Source organism: Microbacterium enclense (genome assembly GCF_004022425.1).
Lineage (GTDB): Bacteria > Actinomycetota > Actinomycetes > Actinomycetales > Microbacteriaceae > Microbacterium > Microbacterium enclense_A.
In genome coordinates this window covers 48,709-66,882 of the sequence record NZ_RBZY01000009.1, presented here as the reverse complement: position 1 = coordinate 66,882, position 18,174 = coordinate 48,709, and the positions used below count along the sequence as shown (strand labels likewise).

Here is an 18,174-nt window from a genome sequence, read left to right as displayed (position 1 = left end):
TACATATGGGGACGGACATCGGGGGGAACCACAAGGGGTAGTAGTTACACGGATGTGATTTTCCACCGCTCTCCCCATATACAACACAGGTTGTCCACGTTTTCATCCACAGGCAGCGACCCGATTTCGACCTCGTCGAAGCGCGCCGTTCCGCGGATCTCGCGTCTCCTTCCGGCATTCATCCACAGGTCGGACGCTAGACGGGGGTTCCGACATCGCACAGGGGGTGGATATCGCGCTTCGGCGTGTCGCGGCGTGTCGGGCTGACGTCCGCACCGCCGACCAGACCGCGATGTCGGGGGCAGGAGATAGCGTTGTGCAGTGGCCGGCTACCGCGTACTCCTCAGAACCCCGGGCGTGGGGCGCATCATCGCCGCACAGCTGACGGCGCGGTTCCCCAACGGCATGATCAGCCTCGCGGTGCTCCTGCACATCGAGCACGTCACCGGCTCGTACGGCGCGGCGGGTCTCGTGCTCGCCGCGACGAGTGTCGGTCAGGCCGTGGCCGGCCCCGTCACCAGCCGCTGGATGGGCCGCTGGGGGATGCGACGCGTCCTCACGATCACGCTTCTGCTCTGCGCAGCGGCGATCGCCGCGATCGCGCTGCTGGAGGTGCCGCTGCCGGTCTACATGGCTCTCGGCCTGGTCGGGGGGCTCTCCACTCCCCCGGTGCAGTCGGCGGTCCGCACGATCTATCCCAAGATGGTCCCGTCGTCGCAGTTGACGCCCCTCTACTCGTTGGACGCATCGCTGCAGGAGATCATCTGGGTCCTCGCGCCCGTCGTCATCACCCTGGTCGGCACGCAGGTGGGCACCGTCCCCGCCCTGCTGCTGATCGTCGTGATCCTCCTCGGCGGCGGCACGTGGTTCATCCTCAGCCCCGAGGTGGGTCGCGTGCGCATCCCGCGGAGCCGTCGCGCACTCGGCACCGTGCTGCGCAAGCCCCCGGTCGTCCTCGCGACCGCCACCGGATTCCTCCTCATCGGGGCGTGCGCCGCGGTCGAGGCGGGCGTCGTGGCGACCTTCGACCACGGCGGACTCGAGGCCGGCCTCGTCCTGGCGGTGTTCGCCGTGGGAAGCCTCGCCGGCGGGCTGGCCTTCGGACACATCCCGATCGGCCCCTGGGCGATGGCGCGGCGCTTCGCGATCGTCGCCGTGGGCCTCAGCCTCACGATCGTGTCGCTCAACGCCTGGTGGCTCGGTGCGACCCTGCTCGTCGCGGGCGCCGGCATCGCCCCGGCCCTCGCCGTGATGTTCGCCATGACTTCGGCCAGCGTGCGATTCAGCGAGACCGCCGAGGCCTACGGCTGGATCGGCACCGGGCAGCTCATCGGTGCTGCCGCCGGCTCCGCCGTCGCGGGCTTCCTGGTCGACGGCGTCGGGCCGCAGGGCGCGTACATCGCGGCCGCCGCCTTCGCCGCCGCGGGGCTCGTGGTCTCGGCACTGTTCGTCCGCGGGTTCCCCGACCTGCGTCACCGCGATGCGAGCCCGATCCCCGACACCGAGCCGGTGCACACCATCACGTGATCGCGTGAGCCGGGGCGCGACGGATCAGTGCAACCGGCGCAGCAACTCCAGCACCGCGAGCGCGTAGGCGTCGGCGGGCTCGGGATGGTCGAAGACGAGCGTGGCCCCTCCGACCGAGATCTCGACCTCGTGCGTGTCCGACAGCCGCCGCAGCGACCGGAACGACGACCGCAGCATCTCGCGCAACTGCGCTTCCGACGGCAGCCATAGCGCGTCCTCCGTCGCCACGGAGTCCAACGCCCACTCGGTCGTGCCGTTGAACGCCAGGATGCGCCCGGTCGGATACTCCCGCGGTTCCACCGTCATCTCGCTCACGGTGAAGATGTCCGCCTCGAACTCGGGCTCGTTCAGTTGGAACCGGTCGCCCGAGCGCGGGTGCCACACCAACCCGCCCTCGCGAAGGGCCAGGGCCATCTCGGTCGAGATCATGGCATCCATTCTGGGGGCGCTCCGACGCGGCGGGGCCGCGCGATGCGACGGGACAGAATGGATGCCATGCCTGCTGCCGTGACCCTCCCCCGCCTGTCGTGGGGCGATGTCGACCGCCCCGCCGTGCTCCTCGCCCACGGTCTCGGCTCCGATGGCGCGCTCATGTGGCGCTTCGGAACCGCCCTCGCCGACGCCGGCCGGCACGCTGTCGCGGTGGATCTGCGCGGGCACGGCGACGCTCCGCGGGCGCTCGACTACACGATCGCGGCCTATGCGGCCGATCTCGCCGCGACGCGTCCGCCCCACGGCGGCGCGTGGGAGGCCGTCGTCGCGCATTCCCTCGGCGGCGCCGCCGCCACGGTCGCCGCCGCCGGAGACCCCGCGTGGACACGGCGTCTGGTGCTCGTCGATCCCGCGATCCTGCTCGCGGACCGCGATCGCGAGATCGTGCGGGCCAGCCAGAAGCAGGCGTTCGCCGACCCCACCGCCGCCGCGGTGCGCGCGCAGCACCCCGACTGGCATCCGACCGACGTCGAACTGAAGGCCCGCGCGACGCAACGCGCGAGCCGGTGGGCGATCGAACAGACGAGCCTGCAGAACACCACGTGGGACGTGCGCGCCGACGCCGCCGCCCTCACCGTGCCGACGCACGTCATCGGCGCCGATCCCGCCGTGCACTCGATCTTCACGGGCTCGCTGGCCGACGAGGTGAGGCGGAACCCGGTCGTGACGATGTCCGTCGTCGCCGGCGCGGGCCACTCCCCGCACCGCGACCGCCCCGACGAGACCATCGCGCAGCTGATGGCCGCTCTCGGTTGAGCCGCGCGGCCGCGATGTCGGAGCAGAGGACCAGAATGGATGCCATGTCCTCCGCGTTCGATCCCGCTCGGTTCCTCCCCGACGACCTGATCGCGCGCCTGCGCGAGCGCGCGCCGGTGCACGACCGCGAGAACACGTTCCCGCACGACGACCTCGAGGATCTGCGCGCGGCGGGGTATCTCGGCATCCTCGCCCCCACAGAACTCGGCGGGGTCGGACTCTCGCTCGCCCAGGCCGCCGCGCTGCAGCAGCGTCTCGCCGGCGCTGCTCCCGCAACGGCGCTCGCGGTGAACATGCACCTCGTGTGGACCGGCGTGGCGAAAGTCCTGCGCGACCGCGGGCTCGACGACCTCGACTTCGTGCTGCGCGGAGCGGTGGCAGGCGAGGTCTTCGCGTTCGGCGTCAGCGAAGCCGGCAACGACCTCGTGCTGTTCGGCAGCGACACCGAGGCCGCCCCCGACTGCGATGGAGGCTACCGCTTCACCGGCACCAAGATCTTCACCTCGCTCTCCCCGGTGTGGGACCACCTGGGCGTGCACGGTCTCGACACGACATCCCCCGACGCGCCGAAGATCGTGTTCGGGTTCCTCGATCGCGACGACAGCGTCGTGTCGCGCGACGACTGGAACACCATGGGCATGCGCGGCACCCAGAGCCGCACCACCGAACTGCACGGGGCGCACGCCCCCGCGGATCGCGTCGTGCGCCGTCTCGATCCCGGACCTCAGCCCGATCCGCTGCTCTTCGGCATCTTCGCGGTGTTCGAGATCCTCATCGCCTCGGTCTACACCGGGATCGCTCGACGCGCGCTCGACGTCGCGGTCGAGACGGCCCGGGCCCGTCGATCGAAGAAGACGGGGGCGACGTACGCGGCCGACCCCGACATCCGTTGGCGCATCGCGGACATGGCGCTCGCGTACGACGCGCTCCCCCCGCAGATCGCCGTGCTCAGCGATGACGTCGACGGCCAAGTCGACCACGGCGCGCGCTGGTTCTCGATGCTCGCCGGACTCAAGCACCGCGCGGTCACAGCGGCCAAGACCGTCGTCGACGAGGCGATGCTCGTCGGTGGCGGGTCGTCGTACTTCGCCCACACCGAGCTGAGTCGGCTTTACCGCGATGTCCTGGCGGGGCAGTTCCACCCGTCCGACCCCGAGTTCGCCCACTCGGCGCTGGCAACGGCGTGGCTCGGACCGGTCGACGCCTGATGGCGCGCACACCCACGTCCCTGCTGACCCCGGCCGATCAGGAGCGCCGGCAGGCGCTCCGCCGCATGAAGGGCGTCGCGCTCGGAGCGCTCGTCGGGATGGCGATCGTGTTCGCGGTGGCGTTCTCGCTGCAGCGCGAGGTCGAATGGCTGCAGTACGTCCGCGCCGCCGCCGAGGGTGGCATGGTCGGCGCTCTCGCGGACTGGTTCGCCGTGACCGCGCTGTTCCGACGGCCGCTCGGTCTGCCGATCCCGCACACCGCGATCATTCCTCGCCGCAAGGACGAGATCGGGCAGCAACTCGGGGAGTTCGTCGAGACGAACTTCCTCGAGGGCGACGTCGTCCGCACGAAGCTCGAGGCAACACCCCTGGCGGCGCGCGCCGGATCCTGGCTGGCCGATCCCGCGCACGCCGAGAGACTCGCCGCCGAGGGTGCCGCTCTCGCCTCCAGCGTGTTGCGCGCTCTCAGCGACGACGACGTCCAGGGCCTGATCGAAGACCTGGCCCGTGAGCACCTGCTCGAACCCGACTGGGGCCCCTCGGTGGGCGGCTGGCTCGAGCGCGTCGTCGACGCCGGCGCGCACCACGGCGCTGTCGACCTCGCGCTCGACAACATCGGGGTGTGGCTGGGGAACAACCGCGACATGTTCCACGGCCTGGTGTCGCGCCGGCTCCCCTCGTGGGTGCCGAGCCTCGCGCAGCGGCTGGTCGATGACACCGTGTACCGCGAGGCGGTCGGTTTCGTCGATGCGGTGCGCGCCGATCGGCACCATCAGGCCCGTGAGGCGATCGACCAGTACCTCACGCGGCTCGCCGACAACCTGCAGCACGACCCCGCGACCATGCTGCGGCTCGAAGAGGCGAAAGCGTCGATCTTCGACAGCCCGCGGGTACGCGGTCTCGCGGCCGACGCCTGGAACACGGCGAAGGCCGGATTGCTCCGCTCCCTCGCCGATCCCGAGAGCGCCCTGCGCCGACGCGCGTCGGCCGCGCTCGCCGACGTCGGTCAGCGGTTGCAGGACGAAGAGTCCCTGCAGCGCCGCGTCGACGGGTGGGTCACCGACGCCGCCGTCTTCCTCGTCGGCCGCTATCGCCACGACATCGCCTCGATCATCACCGACACGGTCGAACGGTGGGATGCCGCCGAGACCACCGAGAAGATCGAGCTCATGGTCGGGCGCGATCTGCAGTACATCCGCCTGAACGGGACGATCGTGGGTGCCCTCGCCGGGCTCACCATCTTCACGGTCGCTCACCTCGTGTGGGGCTCCTGACGCCGGGACACACGGCGCAACGCCCTGTCCGCGGCGCATCGCGCTGGGTACCCTGAGCGCGTGAACTTCGGTCCGGGAGTGGAACACCTCTTCGCGTACGGGACGCTGCAGCTACCCCAGGTGCAGCTCGATACGTTCGGCCGCGTGCTCGACGGCGAGGACGATTCGCTTCCGGGCTATCGGCGCGAATGGGTCGAGATCGACGACGACCGCGTCACCCGGGTGTCGGGCATGGACGCGCACCCGATCCTGCGCCGGACGGACGATCCGCGCGACCGGGTATTCGGCCGCGTCCTGGCCCTCACGCCGGAAGAACTCGACGCGGCGGACGAGTACGAGGTGTCCGTGTACCGACGCGTCGCGGTCGAGTTGTCCAGCGGCCTCCGAGCCTGGGTGTACGTCGGCCACTGACGGCACACCTCGACGCAACACGCCGTCGGCGCCAGCCCTGCGTCCACCGAGCGCACGTCGATATCCTCTTCTCGGATGCCGGCTCGTTCCTCGCGCCCCGCGCGCTCCGCGTCCGACTCCTCGATGGCAGCGAAGCGGAGAGACGATGATCCAACTGATCCTGGCCCGGCACGCCAAATCGGACTGGGCCGACGAAGGACTCGACGACCACGACCGGCCCCTGAACGACCGCGGTCGCCGCGATGCCCCCGCGATGGCGCGGGCGGTGCTCCGGCGTGGTGTGCGTCCCGAGGTTCTCCTCTCGAGCACCGCGGTGCGCGCTCGAACGACCGCCGACGCGTTCGCCGAAGAGTTCGAGGTCGACGTGACCGAGGATGCCGCGCTCTACCTCGCCGAGCCCGACGGGTTGCTCGACGCGGCGCGCTCGAGCGGTGCCCGCGAGGTCATGGTCGTCGCACATGATCCGGGCATGAGCGAACTGGTCTCGCGCCTGGCTGCGCGTGAGGTCCGCATGGTCACGTCGGCCGTCGCGATCTTCACGTGGCACGAGGGCGAGTGGACCGACGTCGGGTCGACCCCGCCCGACGAGGTCGAGCTACTCACGCCCTGACCACCCCGGGGCCTCCTCACACCAGCGTTCCGACCGCGAACGCGCGGGCGAGCACGTCCTCGAAACGTGGCTGGTCCGCCGTCTGACATCGGCGCCTCGAGGAGGCCGAGTGTCCAAGACACGCCGGTGAGCGCCAGCCCCATCGGCGTGTCTTGGACACTGAACACGCGCGTCACCGCACGACACGGGCGTCAGCGCGACCGCCCCGAACGTCAGCGCACGACGAGGCGCGGCTCCACAAGGACGTGAGCCGCGCCGGAGGTCGCCGGGCGCGGCGCAACCACCGTGCCGCCCTCCCCCATGAGCAGGTCGAGAGCACCGGATGCCACGCGCTCGGGCAACTGCTCGACGCTCGAAAGACCGAGCGCTTCGGCGGCGGGGGTGTTGTCGAAGCCGATCACGGCGATGTCCGCCCGTCCGGCGACGGTCGTGGCCAGGTGCGCGCCGATGGCGAGGGAGTCGCTCGCGCAGACGATGCCGCACACGTCCGGATCGCGCGCGATCCCGGCGGTGACGACGTCGCGCGCGAGGGCCACGCTGTCCTCCACGACCCAGCGGGGTCCCGCTGCCACACCGACGCTCTCGCGCCACCCGCGCTCGCGCTCATCGCCGGTCCCCGACCCGGAGGGCCAGCCGAGGAACGCCACGCGGCCGGTCCTCCCCGCGAGCAGGTGCTCGGTGGCGGCGCGGGTGCCGGCGGCACCGTCGACGTCGACCCACAGGTGCGCGGGGGCGGCGACGTCGTCCTCGCCCCACGGGCGCCCGAACGACACGAACGGCAGGCCGCGTTCGTTGAGCCAGCCGGTGCGCGGATCGCCGTGGAAGGTGCCGGTGACGACGACGGCATCCACTTCTCCCCCTTCGAGCAGGTCGCCGAGGCGGTCGATCTCCTCCTCGGCGGTGCGGGCGGCGTAGAGGAGCACGCGCATGTCGCGTTCGCTGGCGCGTTCGGTGAGGGCGTGCACGAAGCGGTCGAGGACGACGCCCGCGATTCCGCCGGCATACGGATCGAGGTGGATGCCGATGGTGGAGCTGCGGCGCGTGCGCAGGCGTCGCGCGGCGGCGTGGGGGCGGTACCCGAGTTCGGCGATGGCCGCCTCGACGCGCAGGCGCGTGGTCTCGCGCACGATCGCCGGCGTGTTCACGACATTCGAGACGGTCTGCCGCGAGACGCCGGCCACGCGTGCGACGTCTTCGACGGTGGGGGCTTTCGCCATCCGATCCCTCCCGGTATCTCGACGGTCATCGTAGGTCGGACGTGACGGCTTGACAGCGAGGCCCGCCGCTCCGTACTTTAGTCGCACCGGAGTTTGAACGTTCAAACTACCGGCCCTCCGGTCACATGCGGAGGGGTCGCATGCCTCATCGAAGGAGAGAGACACATGACACGGCACATCGCGCGCACCTGGCTCGGAGCCGGAGCGCTCCTGGCCACCGGAGCCCTGACCCTCACCGCCTGCGGTTCGGGATTCTCCGATTCCGGCAGCGCCGAGGAGTCCTCCGGCGGCTCGCTGTCGGTCCTCATCGGCTCGTCGGGCGACGCCGAGACGCAGGCCGTCGAAGACGCGGTCGCCGCCTGGTCGGAGCAGTCGGGCGTCGAGGCGCAGGTGCAGGTCGCCAACGACCTCCCCCAGCAGCTCTCCCAGGGCTTTGCGGCGGGGTCGCCGCCGGACGTGTTCTACCTCGCGCCCGAAGCCCTCGCCGGCTACGCCGCGAACGGGTCGATCGCCGCCTACGGCGACGAGCTCGCGAACAAGGACGACTTCTACCCCTCGCTCGTCGAGAACTTCACGGTCGACGACCAGTTCTACTGCGCACCGAAGGACTTCTCCACGCTCGCCCTCATCATCAACACCGACCTGTGGTCGGCGGCGGGGCTGACGGATGCCGACATCCCCACGACGTGGGACGAACTGGCATCCGTCGCTCAGAAGCTCACCGTCGACGGCCGTGTCGGTCTCGCGTTCGGTGCCGAGTACCAGCGCGTCGGCGCCTTCATGGCGCAGGCCGGGGGCGGGCTCCTCACCGACGGCGCGGCCACCGCCGACAGCGCCGCGAACGTCGAGGCCCTGCAGTACGTCAAGACGCATCTCGCGGACGGCACCTTCGCCTTCGCCTCCGACGTGGGCGCGGGCTGGGGCGGAGAGGCCTTCGGCACCCAGAGCGCCGCGATGACGATCGAGGGCAACTGGATCACGGGCGCTCTCACCGCCGACTACCCGGACGTGCAGTACACCGTTGCCGAGCTCCCCGCGGGTCCCGGCGGCAAGGGCACGCTGCAGTTCACCAACTGCTGGGGCATGGCCGCCGACAGCGCGAACCAGGAGAACGCCCGCTCCCTCGTGGAGTACCTCACGGGTACCGACCAGCAGCTGGCGTTCTCGGAGGCGTTCGGGCCCATGCCGTCGATCGAGTCCGCCGCCGACGCCTGGTCGAGCGCGAACCCCGACCTCGCCGCGTTCCTCGCCGGAGCCGAGTACGCCCAGTTCCCGCCGAACATCGCCGGTGCCGCCGACGTCATCACCGACTTCAACGCGCAGCTGGAGTCGCTGAAGACCGGTGACCCGCAGTCGATCCTCGCCACCGTGCAGGGCAACCTCGAGGCGATCGCCGAGTAGGCGCGACCGTCCATGACCGCACTCACCACCGCGCCTCGCCGCGCCGGGTCCTCCTCCTCGGGGATCCGGCGCGGCGAGGCCGCCGCCGGCTGGCTCTTCACCGCCCCGGTGCTGATCATCCTCGGCGTGTTCCTCCTCGTCCCGGTGCTCATGGCGCTGTGGGTGAGCTTCTCGGACTGGACCGGGCGGGGCAGCCCCTTCTCGTCGAACGTGAACTTCGTCGGTCTCGACAACTACGCCGCCGTCACCACCGGCGGCGGCCTCGCCGAGCGCGATTTCGGGACGGCCCTGCGCAACAACGGCTGGTACGTGCTCCTGGTCGTCCCGCTGCAGACCGCGCTCTCGCTCTTCCTCGCCGTCCTGGTGAACCGCGCGGTGCTGCGCGGTCGCGGATTCTTCCGCACGGCGTTCTACTTCCCCTCCGTCACGAGTTCCGTCGCGATCACCGTGCTGTGGCTGTTCCTGTTCTCGACGTCGGGCGCGATCAACGAGGTGCTGTCGTGGCTCGGGATCAACGGACCCAACTGGTTCAGCGACCCGTCCGGCATCGTGCACAACGCCCTCGCCGCGATCGGTGTCACCAGCGGGCCCGCCGCGCTCACCGGCAGCACCTTCCTCGGCGTCTCGTGGTGGGACTGGCTGGCCGGTCCGTCGGTGGCGATGTCGGCGTTCATCCTCATGGCCGTCTTCACGACCTCGGGAACCTTCATGCTCCTGTTCATCGCGGGCCTGCAGAACATCGGCGGCGACGTGCAGGAGGCCGCCATGATGGACGGCGCGAACGGCTGGCAGCGCTTCTGGCGCGTCACGCTCCCGCAGCTGCGACCGGTCCTCTTCACCGTGCTGACCCTCGGCCTCATCGGCACCTGGCAGGTGTTCGACCAGATCTACACGGGCACCCAGGGCGGTCCCGGTAAGACCACGCTGACCCCCGCGTACCTCAGCTACTCCTCGGCTTTCCTGTCGCAGGAGTGGGGTCAGGGTGCGGCGATCGCGTTCGTCCTGTTCGTCATCATCGTCGTCCTCACGATCCTGCAGCGATGGGTCCTGCGCGAGCGTCCCGTCTCGCGCCGCCGCGCACGGCAGTACGAAGTGCGCGCACCGAAGGGAGGAACGCGATGACCGCCACGGCATCCCCCGAAACGACCGTCCTGGCCGGGCAGGTCGTGGGTGGCCCCCGCCGGAAGCCCGCGAAGCACCGCATGTCCGGTAAGACGCTGCGCTGGCAGATCGCGCTGTATGCGCTGCTGTGCGTGCTGGCGCTGATCTACATCTACCCGTTCCTCGTACAGGTCGCGACGTCGTTCAAGACGGATGCCGTGGCCGCCGCCGATCCGATCTCCCTCGTGCCCCAGCCCTTCACGTGGGCCGCGTACGAGCGACTGTTCCTGCGCTCGGACTTCCCGGTGTGGTTCGCCAACTCCGCGGTCGTCACGGTGTTCGTGACCCTCGGCCGGGTGTTCTTCAACTCCCTCGCCGGGTACGCACTGGCCCGTCTGCAGTTCCGCGGTCGCGGAATCGTGTTCGCCGCGCTGGTGGCGGTCATGGCGGTCCCGGCCGTGGTGCTGCTCATCCCGAAGTTCCTTGTCATCAACCAGCTCGGCATGTACGACTCGTACGCGGGCATGATCCTCCCTCTCCTGGTGGATGCCGCGGGCGTGTTCATCATGAAGAACTTCTTCGAGTCGATCCCGCCGTCGGTCGAGGAGCAGGCCCGAATCGACGGAGCGAGCACGTTCCGCATCTTCTGGTCGGTCGTGCTGCCCATGGCTCGTCCGGCGCTCATCACGATCGTGATCCTGTCGTTCCAGGGATCGTGGAACGAGTTGAGCCACTTCGTCATCTCCACCCAGTCCCCCGAGCTCACCACCCTGACCAAGGGCGTCGCCTCGCTCGCGAGCGGGCAGCTCAGTCAGGGGAGCCAATTCCCGCTCAAACTCGCGGCCGCGGCCATCATGACGATTCCGGTCGCCGTGGTGTTCTTCGTGTTCCAGCGCCGCATCATGAACGCCAGTGAAGGAGCCGTCAAAGAATGACCACCGCCCCCGCCGCCTCGCCCGCGGTCCCTCTCGCCGCCGCACCCTCGAACGACGCCGCGCCGCTGCAGCCCCTGCTGAGTGACGCCGTGATCGTTCTGCGTGCCCCGACGCAGGTGTGGTCCGACCGCGACGGCGCCATGGGCACGGCCGCCGTGCACGGGGTCTACCACGGCGACGTCCGTCACGTCCGGTCGTTGACCGTCTCGTGCGACGACTCCGCCATCGAATGGATCTCCACGGCGCCCGACGGTCCCTCCCGGATCGTGTTCGGCGGTGTGCTGCGCGGCGTCGACGACACCACGCCCGACCCGAAGGTCCGCCTGCTGCGCGAGCGCACGGTCGCGGACGGCCGGGTCACCGAGACCTGGGCGCTGCGCTCGCGCATGGACGCACCGATCCGCACGACGCTGCGGCTCGGGCTCCACCCCGAGTTCGCCCTGCTCCACGAGGTGAAGTCCGGGCACGCCCGGCCGCAGCAGACCGAGGTCGAGATCGGCGCGGGGTCGGCGCGCGTGTCCGCCGGTCCGCAGCGCCTCGAACTCATCGCGGCCGGGGCCGACGTGGCATCCGTCCCGGGGGGTATCGAGGCGAGCTGGGAGGTCGAGGTCCCCGCCTTCGGTGAGGCGACGGTGACCTGGGAGCTCGTGCTGCACGACGACACGCTCGTCGTCGGGGGCGCCACCGCGCCTCCCCGGTGGGATGCCGCGGCCGTCGCGGCCCGGGCCTCCGACCCGCGCCTCGCCCGATGGCTCACCACGGCTCTCGGCGACCTCGACGCGCTGCGTCTCATGCTCCCCGACGATCCCGACGACGAGTTCTTCGCCGCCGGCGCGCCGTGGTTCTTCACGCTGTTCGGTCGTGACTCGATCTGGGCCGCGCGGCTCGCCCTTCCGCTCGACCGCGACATCGCGGCATCCACCCTCCGTGTGCTCGCGCGCCTGCAGGGAACGCTCGACGACGCGCAGACGGCGCAGGAGCCGGGCAAGATCCTGCACGAGCTGCGCTCGTCGTCGCTCGAGATCCCGAGCGAGGGCATCTCGCTGCCGCCGCGGTACTACGGCAGCGTCGACTCCACTCCCCTGTGGATCTGCCTGCTCGCCGACGCGCGCCGCGCGGGGATGCCGGCCGGCGAGGTGCGCGCGCTCCTCCCGGCGTTGCGCGCGGCGCTCGGCTGGATCCGCGACAGCGGCGACAGCGACGGCGACGGTTTCCTCGATTACATCGACCGCCTCGGCACGGGCCTGGCGAACCAGGGCTGGAAAGACTCCGGCGATTCGATCCAGTGGCGCGACGGGTCGCTCGCGGACGGTCCGATCGCGCTGTGCGAGGTGCAGGGGTACGCGTACGAGGCGGCTCTGGTCGGCGCGCAGCTGCTCGAGGATCTCGGTGACGAGACGGATGCCGACGACGTCATGTTCTGGCGCGCCTGGGCTGCCGACCTCAAGGAGCGCTTCGCCGCCGCCTACTGGATCGAGACCCCCGAGGGCCGTTACCCGGCCGTCGCCCTCGACCGCGAGAAGCGGCCGGTCGACACCCTCACGAGCAACATCGGTCACCTGATCGGCACCGGAATCCTGGATGCCGACGACGAGGCCCGCATCGCGGAACTGCTGCGCCACGAGTCGATGTCCAGCGGCTACGGCATCCGGACGATGTCCACGGGTGCGGCCGGCTACTGGCCGCTGTCGTACCACGGGGGCAGCGTGTGGGTGCACGACACCGCGATCGCGGTGCACGGGATGCGTCGCGCCGGACTCGACGAGGCCGCTCGCGCGGTCGTCGGCGAACTCCTGGATGCGGCCGAGGGCTTCGCCTACCGCGTGCCCGAGCTGCACTCCGGCGACCCGCGGGCGGAATCCTCGGTCCCGACGCCCTACCCCGCCGCGTGCCGCCCGCAGGCCTGGTCGGCCGCAGCCGCGGTCGTGTGCCTTACGGTGCTGTCGGGCCAGGACTGACCGCCCCTTCGGTGTCCAGGACACGCGGATGCCACAGCGGCGCGTCCGCGTGTCTTGGACACCGAGCCATCACACGCCGGCGTCCACGAGGCCTCAGGCGACCGTCGCGACCGTGCCGTCGGTGAGGCGAACGAGCTCGTCGAAGGTGAGTGGGAACACGGTGTGGGGCGTGCCGCCGGCGGCCCAGATCTGCGGGAACGCCGCGAGGTCCTCGTCGACGACGGTGGTCAGCGGTGCGGGGTGCCCGGTCGGCGCCACACCGCCGATGGGCTGCCCCGTCGCCGCGAGAACCTGTTCCGGACTCGCGCGACGGATGCCACCGCGCCCGAGGCGCGCGGCCAGAGCCGCCGTGTCGACGCGGTGCGCGCCGCTGGTCATCACGAGCAGCGGTTCGTCGTCGCTCCAGAACACGAGGCTGTTCGCGATGGCCCCGACCTCGATACCCAGCGCCTCCGCGGCCAACGCCGCGGTGTGCGCGGCATCCGGGAGGACGACGATCTCGCCCGCGATCCCCGCGCGCTCCAGCGCGGCGGCCACGAGACGGCTACGGGCGGGAAGAGACACGCTCATCGCGCCAGCATAGAGCGCTCGCCCGCACCGCACCGCCGGGTCACAATGGGAGTGGATGCCGCAACGCCGCGGCACCCACGACAGAGCCGCCCACAAGGCGACCGACCAAAGGAACGCGATGACCAACGCCCTCCCCCTGCCCGATTTCGTCCACGAGCGCGTGGAGGTGGTGACGGGACGCCGCAGCGGCCTGTTCATCTCCGTCGCCCTGCACTCCTCCGTGCTCGGCTCCGCTCTCGGCGGCGCGCGCCTGTGGACCTACCCGCACTGGAGCGACGCTCTCGGCGACGCCCTGCGCCTGTCGGCCGCGATGACGCTGAAGAACGCGGCGGCAGGCCTCGACGCCGGGGGCGGCAAGTCCGTCATCGGCCTTCCGCCCGAAACGGTGCTCGACGCCGACCGGCGCCGCGCCGCCTTCCTCGATCTCGGCGACGCCGTCGAGAGCCTGGGCGGGCTCTATCGGACAGCGGAGGACGTGGGTTCCACCACCGAGGACATGCTCGTGGTCAGCGAGCGCACGGCGCACGTGGTGGGCCTTCCCGATGCCGTCGGCGGTTCGGGCGAGCCTGCAGGCCCCACCAGCCTCGGCGTGTACGCGTCGCTCGTGGCGACGCTGGAGCGGGTCGTCGGTTCCGGCGAGGTGCGCGACCGCCGGATCACCGTGGCCGGGCTCGGCCAGGTCGGCGGCCGTTTGGCGGAACGCCTCGCCTCCGAGGGCGCGGTGCTCACGGTCACCGATGTGAACCCGGCCAAGCGGACGCTCGCCGCTCGACTGGGCGCCGCCTGGGTCGAGCCGAGCGAGGTGCATCTCGTGCCCGCCGACGTGTTCGTCCCGGCCGGCATCGGCGGCGTCCTCACGGACGACGTCATCGACGCGCTCGACGCTCGTGCCGTCTGCGGACCCGCGAACAACCCCCTCGCCGAGCGCGCGGGTGCCGAGCGCCTCGCCGCCCGGGGCGTGCTGTACGCCCCGGACTTCGTGGTCAATGCGGGGGGTGTGATCTACCTGGACTTCGTGGCCAAGCAGCTCGGCTCGCGCGAGGCGATCATGGACCGCGTCGCCGGAATCGGCGACACGCTGCGCCAGGTCTTCACCGAGGCCGAGACGCGCGGTGTCACGCCGCTGGCCGCCGCCGAGGGTCTCGCGGCCGACCGCCTGCGCGTCGGGGCCTCATCGACCGCCCTCGTCTAATCGTCGTTCGGACATGAAGAAACCCCGGATGCCACGCATCCGGGGTTCTTCTTCGGCTCAGTGCGCGGCGTCGTACGCTTCGAGGACCGTGGCGGAGATACGGCCGCGAGAGTTGATGGAATAGCCGTTCTCTTCGGCCCACGTACGCACGTCACCGAGATCGCGGCCCGAATCCGAACGCGGCTTGGTCGGGCGACGAGCTCCCGACGGAACGGAACCGAGAGGACGACCGGCCGACACGAAAGGCTCGAACGCCTCGCGGAGCTTCTTCGCATTGTCGGATGAGAGATCGATCTCATAGGCGCGCCCCTCGACCGAGAAATGGATCGTAGTGCCGTCGTCGATGACGGACCCGTCGAGGTCGTCGATGAGTTGCGTGATCTGCTTTTTCGCCATGGTGTGATTGTAGAACGTTCGAACGAAAAGATTACCTAGGAAGTCGACGACTTCACCCGAGAAATAACCCCGCTCGCATCGTCAGTCATTCTACGAAGATCGCTCCGCGCCACCTTCGACCGCGACGATGCGGTGATCCTCGCCGTGAGTGAGTTCGGTCGACAGGAAATGCTCATCCAGCGGAAGTCGAAGCGAGAACTGCGAATATCCGCACACGCGCAGAACGGCCGCGCCGATGTCGAGGTCGAGAACGTGTCCGCCCACTCGACGATCGTCGCTGAGAAAGTGCAGGTGCAGGCCGGCCACAGAGATGCCCTGATAGATCCGCGGCATCCAGAATCCGATCAGTGTTCCCGAACAAGAACGCGTCTCGGTCTCGATCTGCTCCGCCGCGACCTCCGCGAGGGGACGCCCGGGCCCGTGCTGCTTCGCGGTCACGCGCGTGCGGACCCGTGTCAGAACTCCGTCGATCCGCACCGCGTGGAAGAGGTTCCGGCTCGCCAACCGTTGCTCCACCGCCGCCGTGAGGCCGTCCAGACCGAGACCCGCCATCGGCTCGCCCGGAACGTCCCCCATCGGACAGACCTCGACGAACGGCAGCGTCTCGTCGTGACGCATGCGCCGGGGCTCGGCATCCACGGTGCACTCGAAGGCTTCCCCGTCGATGAGGATCACCTCTCCACCGAGGCCCTCGCAGCAGCCGATTCCGGTGTCTCCCCAGGAATCGAGCTCGGAAACAGGAATACCCGAGCTGTAGACGCCGCCCATCAAGGCATCCAGCACCGCGAATTGCCGGACGGCGCCGGGGAGTACGGGAGCCCTGCCATCACTCGACGGCAGGACCGCACCGTCAGGAATTGGCGGCCCCATAGGCCTCGAGAACCGACGCGGGGATACGACCGCGGTCGCTCACGGTGTGCCCGTTCGCGCGTGCCCATTCACGGACGGCGGCCAGGTCGATGTCGCTCGACCGCCGCGGGGAACGGCCACGCCGAGGCGCGGAACCCGACCGATTGACAGCGCGGGCGGCGTCCACGAACGGGGCGACGGCCGCGTAGAACTTGTCGGCGTTCCGATCGGAGAGGTCGATTTCGTACGAGCGGCCTTCGACCGAAAAAGTGATCTGCTTTCCGTCGCCCTCTTCGAGGACGTTTCCGTCGAGATCGTCTACCAGATGCGTGATGTGCTTAATTGCCATGGTGACAGAACTCTACACCTCGGACGTATTCGCTCCGCGGTCGTGAGAGCTGTGATATCGCAGCCTCACAAGGGGCTGGCAATACCCGCCTATACACGCCCGTCAGAAGCAGCAATCCCCGGGACGCCTTCGCCTCGTGCGGCCCCTCCGGGAGAGCTGTCGCGTGAATCTCTCCCGCATTGCGCGTGGCATCCCGCGGTTTCACTCCGGCGAGAAGCGCTGGACGCCCAGGACGCCGAGCAAACGGATCTTCTCCTCCGCCTCGCTCCGCGGTTCAGGAGTCAGCACCAGAAGCGCCTGGCTGCGGTCTTCGGTGAAGAGCACCTGGCAGTCGACCTCGATGGCGCCGAGTTCACGGTGCACGAGGACCTTGTGGTCGGCGAAGCGTTGCGCGACCTCCTGCCGCTCCCACAGGGTGCGGAACTCCTCGCTGCGCGGGAGCAACTCGGAGACGAGCTCGCCCGCCGTGGACGACGCGCCGAGGACGCCGTACGCGGCGCGGAGTCCCGCGACGATCGCGCGGCTCTGACGTTCGCGATCGTCCGCCGGGTAGATCTCGCGATCGACGTGCGGCGTCACGAACCACCGCCACGCCTCGAACCGCGCCCAGCCGCGAGCTCCGACGTGGTCGCCGAGCAGGGCGATGCCGAGGGCGTTCTGCGCCAGCGTCTCGCCGACGTGCGAGATGATCAGCGCCGGCGTGTCCCCCAGGCGCGCGAACACGCGCTGCAACGCCGGCGACACGTGGTCGGCGCGACCGAGCCGATCCGGCACGGCGTGGCCGGCGAGGCGGAAGAGGTAGTCGCGTTCGTCGCTGGTCAGCCGCAGGGCTCGGGCGAGAGCGGCGAGCACGGTGGTGCTGGGCTGCGGACCCCGTTGCTGTTCCAGGCGCGTGTAGTAGTCGACCGACATCGCCGCCGCGGCCGCCACCTCCTCGCGCCGCAGGCCCGTCGTCCGCCGCCGCGGCCCCTCCGTCAATCCGACGTCGCCGGGCCGCAGCGCCTCCCGGCGTGCGCGCAGGAAATCCGCCATTCCGCTTCGGTCCATGCCTCCATCCTGCGGGCGCGGGGTGGGCGGCATCCAGGGATCGCCAGTCCCCCGGACGGACCGGACCTGGATGCCACCTTCCGCACCTCGAAGACTGGCCCCATGAACATCACCGGAAACACCATCTTCATCCCCGGCGCCACGAGTGGGATCGGCCTCGCTCTCGCCGAGCGTCTGGTCGCAGCCGGCAATACCGTCATCGTCGGCGGCCGCCGTCAGGAACTCCTCGACGAGATCGCCGGCACGCACCCAGGTATCGACACCGTCCGCATCGACACCGCCGACGCTGCATCCATCGCGGAGGTGACGCGCGAGGTGGTCTCGCGACACCCTCGGCTGAACGTGCTCGTCACGATGGCGGGGGTCATGCGGGTGGAGGACTGGACCGTCGGCCCCGATGTCCTGGCTACGGCCGAGGAGACGGTGACGACCAACGTCCTCGGACCGCTGCGTCTCATCGCTGCCCTGCTTCCCCATCTCCAGGAGCAGCCGGATGCCACGATCATGACCGTGTCGTCCGGCCTCGCTTTCGTGCCGCTGCGTGCCACCCCGACCTACAACGCCACGAAGGCGGCGATCCACATGTTCAGCGAGTCGCTGCGCCTGCAGTTGGAGGGCACGTCGGTATCCGTGCTCGAGCTCGAACCGCCCTCGGTCGCCACCGACCTGCTCCCGGGCCAGCGCGAGAGCGCGTTCGCGATGCCGCTGGATGACTTCGCCGACGAGGTCATGACGATCCTGCGGGAACAGCCGGATGCCACGGAGATCCAGGTCGAGCGGGTCGGGTTCCTTCGCACGCGGAGGCGCGCGGCGTCTACGCCGAGACGGTCCGCGCGGTGAACGCCGCCGACCCCCACTGACCCCGCAGCGTCCCCCGGGCG

19 protein-coding genes are annotated in these 18,174 nt (G+C 70.2%); 12 read left to right on the top strand and 7 right to left on the bottom strand.

All coding sequences use genetic code 11. From position 1 onward, the window contains the following. Nucleotides 1-321: 321 nt before the first annotated feature. The gene (locus D8Y23_RS03895; protein ID WP_128216858.1) at nucleotides 322-1,527 is read left to right on the top strand and encodes an MFS transporter; all 1,206 of its coding nucleotides are present in this window, start codon (nucleotides 322-324) and stop codon (nucleotides 1,525-1,527) included. 24 nt (nucleotides 1,528-1,551) lie between these two features. Here the strand turns inward: D8Y23_RS03895 and D8Y23_RS03890 are convergent, their stop codons facing one another. Beyond that, entirely contained in the window at nucleotides 1,552-1,956 is a 405-nt protein-coding gene (locus D8Y23_RS03890) for a pilus assembly protein CpaE (protein WP_128216857.1), read from the bottom strand. Nucleotides 1,957-2,022: 66 nt separating this feature from the next. Here D8Y23_RS03890 and D8Y23_RS03885 point away from each other — a divergent pair, with 66 nt between their 5' ends. The 5 genes from D8Y23_RS03885 (at nucleotide 2,023) to D8Y23_RS03865 (ending at nucleotide 6,278) form a co-directional block, all read left to right on the top strand. Continuing rightward, complete coding sequence (locus D8Y23_RS03885) at nucleotides 2,023-2,775, top strand: alpha/beta fold hydrolase (RefSeq protein ID WP_128216856.1); 753 nt, start codon at nucleotides 2,023-2,025, stop codon at nucleotides 2,773-2,775. A gap of 44 nt (nucleotides 2,776-2,819) precedes the next feature. Then, nucleotides 2,820-3,983, top strand: a complete 1,164-nt coding sequence (locus tag D8Y23_RS03880; protein ID WP_128216855.1) for an acyl-CoA dehydrogenase family protein — start codon at nucleotides 2,820-2,822, stop codon at nucleotides 3,981-3,983. After that, nucleotides 3,983-5,257 carry a DUF445 domain-containing protein gene (locus tag D8Y23_RS03875; RefSeq protein WP_128216854.1) on the top strand — a complete coding sequence of 425 codons (1,275 nt, stop codon included), beginning with the start codon at nucleotides 3,983-3,985 and terminating at the stop codon, nucleotides 5,255-5,257. Before D8Y23_RS03880 ends, D8Y23_RS03875 begins: the two co-directional genes overlap by 1 nt. Nucleotides 5,258-5,317: 60 nt before the next feature. Continuing rightward, the gene (locus D8Y23_RS03870; RefSeq protein WP_128216853.1) at nucleotides 5,318-5,668 is read left to right on the top strand and encodes a gamma-glutamylcyclotransferase family protein; all 351 of its coding nucleotides are present in this window, start codon (nucleotides 5,318-5,320) and stop codon (nucleotides 5,666-5,668) included. Between the two features lie 145 nt (nucleotides 5,669-5,813). After that, nucleotides 5,814-6,278: a SixA phosphatase family protein gene (locus D8Y23_RS03865; RefSeq protein ID WP_128216852.1), complete on the top strand. Its 465-nt coding sequence runs from the start codon at nucleotides 5,814-5,816 to the stop codon at nucleotides 6,276-6,278. Nucleotides 6,279-6,490: 212 nt separating this feature from the next. On the opposite strand, the gene D8Y23_RS03860 is transcribed toward D8Y23_RS03865, so the two are convergent. Next, the gene (locus tag D8Y23_RS03860) at nucleotides 6,491-7,495 is read right to left on the bottom strand and encodes a LacI family DNA-binding transcriptional regulator (protein ID WP_128216851.1); all 1,005 of its coding nucleotides are present in this window, start codon (nucleotides 7,493-7,495) and stop codon (nucleotides 6,491-6,493) included. Nucleotides 7,496-7,660: 165 nt separating this feature from the next. On the opposite strand from D8Y23_RS03860, the gene D8Y23_RS03855 reads away from it, so the two are divergent. The 4 genes from D8Y23_RS03855 to D8Y23_RS03840 all read left to right on the top strand — a co-directional run bounded on the left by D8Y23_RS03855 (nucleotide 7,661) and on the right by D8Y23_RS03840 (nucleotide 12,890). Next, nucleotides 7,661-8,896 (top strand): sugar ABC transporter substrate-binding protein, encoded by a 1,236-nt coding sequence (locus D8Y23_RS03855; protein ID WP_128216850.1) that lies wholly within the window; start codon nucleotides 7,661-7,663, stop codon nucleotides 8,894-8,896. 12 nt (nucleotides 8,897-8,908) lie between these two features. Continuing rightward, complete coding sequence (locus D8Y23_RS03850) at nucleotides 8,909-10,018, top strand: carbohydrate ABC transporter permease (RefSeq protein WP_128216849.1); 1,110 nt, start codon at nucleotides 8,909-8,911, stop codon at nucleotides 10,016-10,018. 80 nt (nucleotides 10,019-10,098) lie between these two features. Continuing rightward, the gene (locus D8Y23_RS03845) at nucleotides 10,099-10,932 is read left to right on the top strand and encodes a carbohydrate ABC transporter permease (protein ID WP_240663765.1); all 834 of its coding nucleotides are present in this window, start codon (nucleotides 10,099-10,101) and stop codon (nucleotides 10,930-10,932) included. Continuing rightward, the gene (locus tag D8Y23_RS03840) at nucleotides 10,929-12,890 is read left to right on the top strand and encodes a glycogen debranching N-terminal domain-containing protein (protein ID WP_128216847.1); all 1,962 of its coding nucleotides are present in this window, start codon (nucleotides 10,929-10,931) and stop codon (nucleotides 12,888-12,890) included. Before D8Y23_RS03845 ends, D8Y23_RS03840 begins: the two co-directional genes overlap by 4 nt. 93 nt (nucleotides 12,891-12,983) lie before the next feature. Here D8Y23_RS03840 and D8Y23_RS03835 read toward each other — a convergent pair whose 3' ends face one another. Continuing rightward, a complete protein-coding gene (locus D8Y23_RS03835) occupies nucleotides 12,984-13,460 on the bottom strand; it encodes a YbaK/EbsC family protein (RefSeq protein ID WP_128216846.1) in 477 nt (158 codons plus the stop codon). Between the two features lie 118 nt (nucleotides 13,461-13,578). Here D8Y23_RS03835 and D8Y23_RS03830 point away from each other — a divergent pair, with 118 nt between their 5' ends. Further along, the gene (locus D8Y23_RS03830) at nucleotides 13,579-14,652 is read left to right on the top strand and encodes a Glu/Leu/Phe/Val dehydrogenase family protein (RefSeq protein WP_128216845.1); all 1,074 of its coding nucleotides are present in this window, start codon (nucleotides 13,579-13,581) and stop codon (nucleotides 14,650-14,652) included. A gap of 57 nt (nucleotides 14,653-14,709) precedes the next feature. On the opposite strand, the gene D8Y23_RS03825 is transcribed toward D8Y23_RS03830, so the two are convergent. The 4 genes from D8Y23_RS03825 to D8Y23_RS03810 all read right to left on the bottom strand — a co-directional run bounded on the left by D8Y23_RS03825 (nucleotide 14,710) and on the right by D8Y23_RS03810 (nucleotide 17,293). Further along, entirely contained in the window at nucleotides 14,710-15,048 is a 339-nt protein-coding gene (locus D8Y23_RS03825) for a histone-like nucleoid-structuring protein Lsr2 (protein WP_128216844.1), read from the bottom strand. Between the two features lie 90 nt (nucleotides 15,049-15,138). After that, complete coding sequence (gene budA / locus D8Y23_RS03820) at nucleotides 15,139-15,918, bottom strand: acetolactate decarboxylase (RefSeq protein WP_128216843.1); 780 nt, start codon at nucleotides 15,916-15,918, stop codon at nucleotides 15,139-15,141. After that, the gene (locus D8Y23_RS03815) at nucleotides 15,899-16,246 is read right to left on the bottom strand and encodes a histone-like nucleoid-structuring protein Lsr2 (protein WP_128216842.1); all 348 of its coding nucleotides are present in this window, start codon (nucleotides 16,244-16,246) and stop codon (nucleotides 15,899-15,901) included. Before D8Y23_RS03815 ends, budA begins: the two co-directional genes overlap by 20 nt. Before the next feature lie 201 nt (nucleotides 16,247-16,447). Next, nucleotides 16,448-17,293: a helix-turn-helix domain-containing protein gene (locus D8Y23_RS03810; RefSeq protein WP_128216841.1), complete on the bottom strand. Its 846-nt coding sequence runs from the start codon at nucleotides 17,291-17,293 to the stop codon at nucleotides 16,448-16,450. A 102-nt stretch (nucleotides 17,294-17,395) separates the two neighbouring features. Between D8Y23_RS03810 and D8Y23_RS03805 the strand changes: the two genes are divergently transcribed. After that, complete coding sequence (locus D8Y23_RS03805; protein WP_240663762.1) at nucleotides 17,396-18,133, top strand: SDR family oxidoreductase; 738 nt, start codon at nucleotides 17,396-17,398, stop codon at nucleotides 18,131-18,133. Nucleotides 18,134-18,174 lie beyond the last annotated feature (41 nt).

Bases quoted from the DNA above. Each gene is read 5' to 3' on its own strand.
- D8Y23_RS03890 (WP_128216857.1), bottom strand. From the start codon at position 1,956: ATGATCTCGACCGAGATGGCCCTGGCCCTTCGCGAGGGCGGGTTGGTG.
- D8Y23_RS03885 (WP_128216856.1), top strand. From the start codon at position 2,023: ATGCCTGCTGCCGTGACCCTCCCCCGCCTGTCGTGGGGCGATGTCGAC.
- D8Y23_RS03880 (WP_128216855.1), top strand. From the start codon at position 2,820: ATGTCCTCCGCGTTCGATCCCGCTCGGTTCCTCCCCGACGACCTGATC.
- D8Y23_RS03875 (WP_128216854.1), top strand. From the start codon at position 3,983: ATGGCGCGCACACCCACGTCCCTGCTGACCCCGGCCGATCAGGAGCGC.
- D8Y23_RS03865 (WP_128216852.1), top strand. From the start codon at position 5,814: ATGATCCAACTGATCCTGGCCCGGCACGCCAAATCGGACTGGGCCGAC.
- D8Y23_RS03860 (WP_128216851.1), bottom strand. From the start codon at position 7,495: ATGGCGAAAGCCCCCACCGTCGAAGACGTCGCACGCGTGGCCGGCGTC.
- D8Y23_RS03855 (WP_128216850.1), top strand. From the start codon at position 7,661: ATGACACGGCACATCGCGCGCACCTGGCTCGGAGCCGGAGCGCTCCTG.
- D8Y23_RS03850 (WP_128216849.1), top strand. From the start codon at position 8,909: ATGACCGCACTCACCACCGCGCCTCGCCGCGCCGGGTCCTCCTCCTCG.
- D8Y23_RS03845 (WP_240663765.1), top strand. From the start codon at position 10,099: ATGTCCGGTAAGACGCTGCGCTGGCAGATCGCGCTGTATGCGCTGCTG.
- D8Y23_RS03840 (WP_128216847.1), top strand. From the start codon at position 10,929: ATGACCACCGCCCCCGCCGCCTCGCCCGCGGTCCCTCTCGCCGCCGCA.
- D8Y23_RS03835 (WP_128216846.1), bottom strand. From the start codon at position 13,460: ATGAGCGTGTCTCTTCCCGCCCGTAGCCGTCTCGTGGCCGCCGCGCTG.
- D8Y23_RS03830 (WP_128216845.1), top strand. From the start codon at position 13,579: ATGACCAACGCCCTCCCCCTGCCCGATTTCGTCCACGAGCGCGTGGAG.
- D8Y23_RS03825 (WP_128216844.1), bottom strand. From the start codon at position 15,048: ATGGCGAAAAAGCAGATCACGCAACTCATCGACGACCTCGACGGGTCC.
- budA (WP_128216843.1), bottom strand. From the start codon at position 15,918: ATGGGGCCGCCAATTCCTGACGGTGCGGTCCTGCCGTCGAGTGATGGC.
- D8Y23_RS03815 (WP_128216842.1), bottom strand. From the start codon at position 16,246: ATGGCAATTAAGCACATCACGCATCTGGTAGACGATCTCGACGGAAAC.
- D8Y23_RS03810 (WP_128216841.1), bottom strand. From the start codon at position 17,293: ATGGACCGAAGCGGAATGGCGGATTTCCTGCGCGCACGCCGGGAGGCG.
- D8Y23_RS03805 (WP_240663762.1), top strand. From the start codon at position 17,396: ATGAACATCACCGGAAACACCATCTTCATCCCCGGCGCCACGAGTGGG.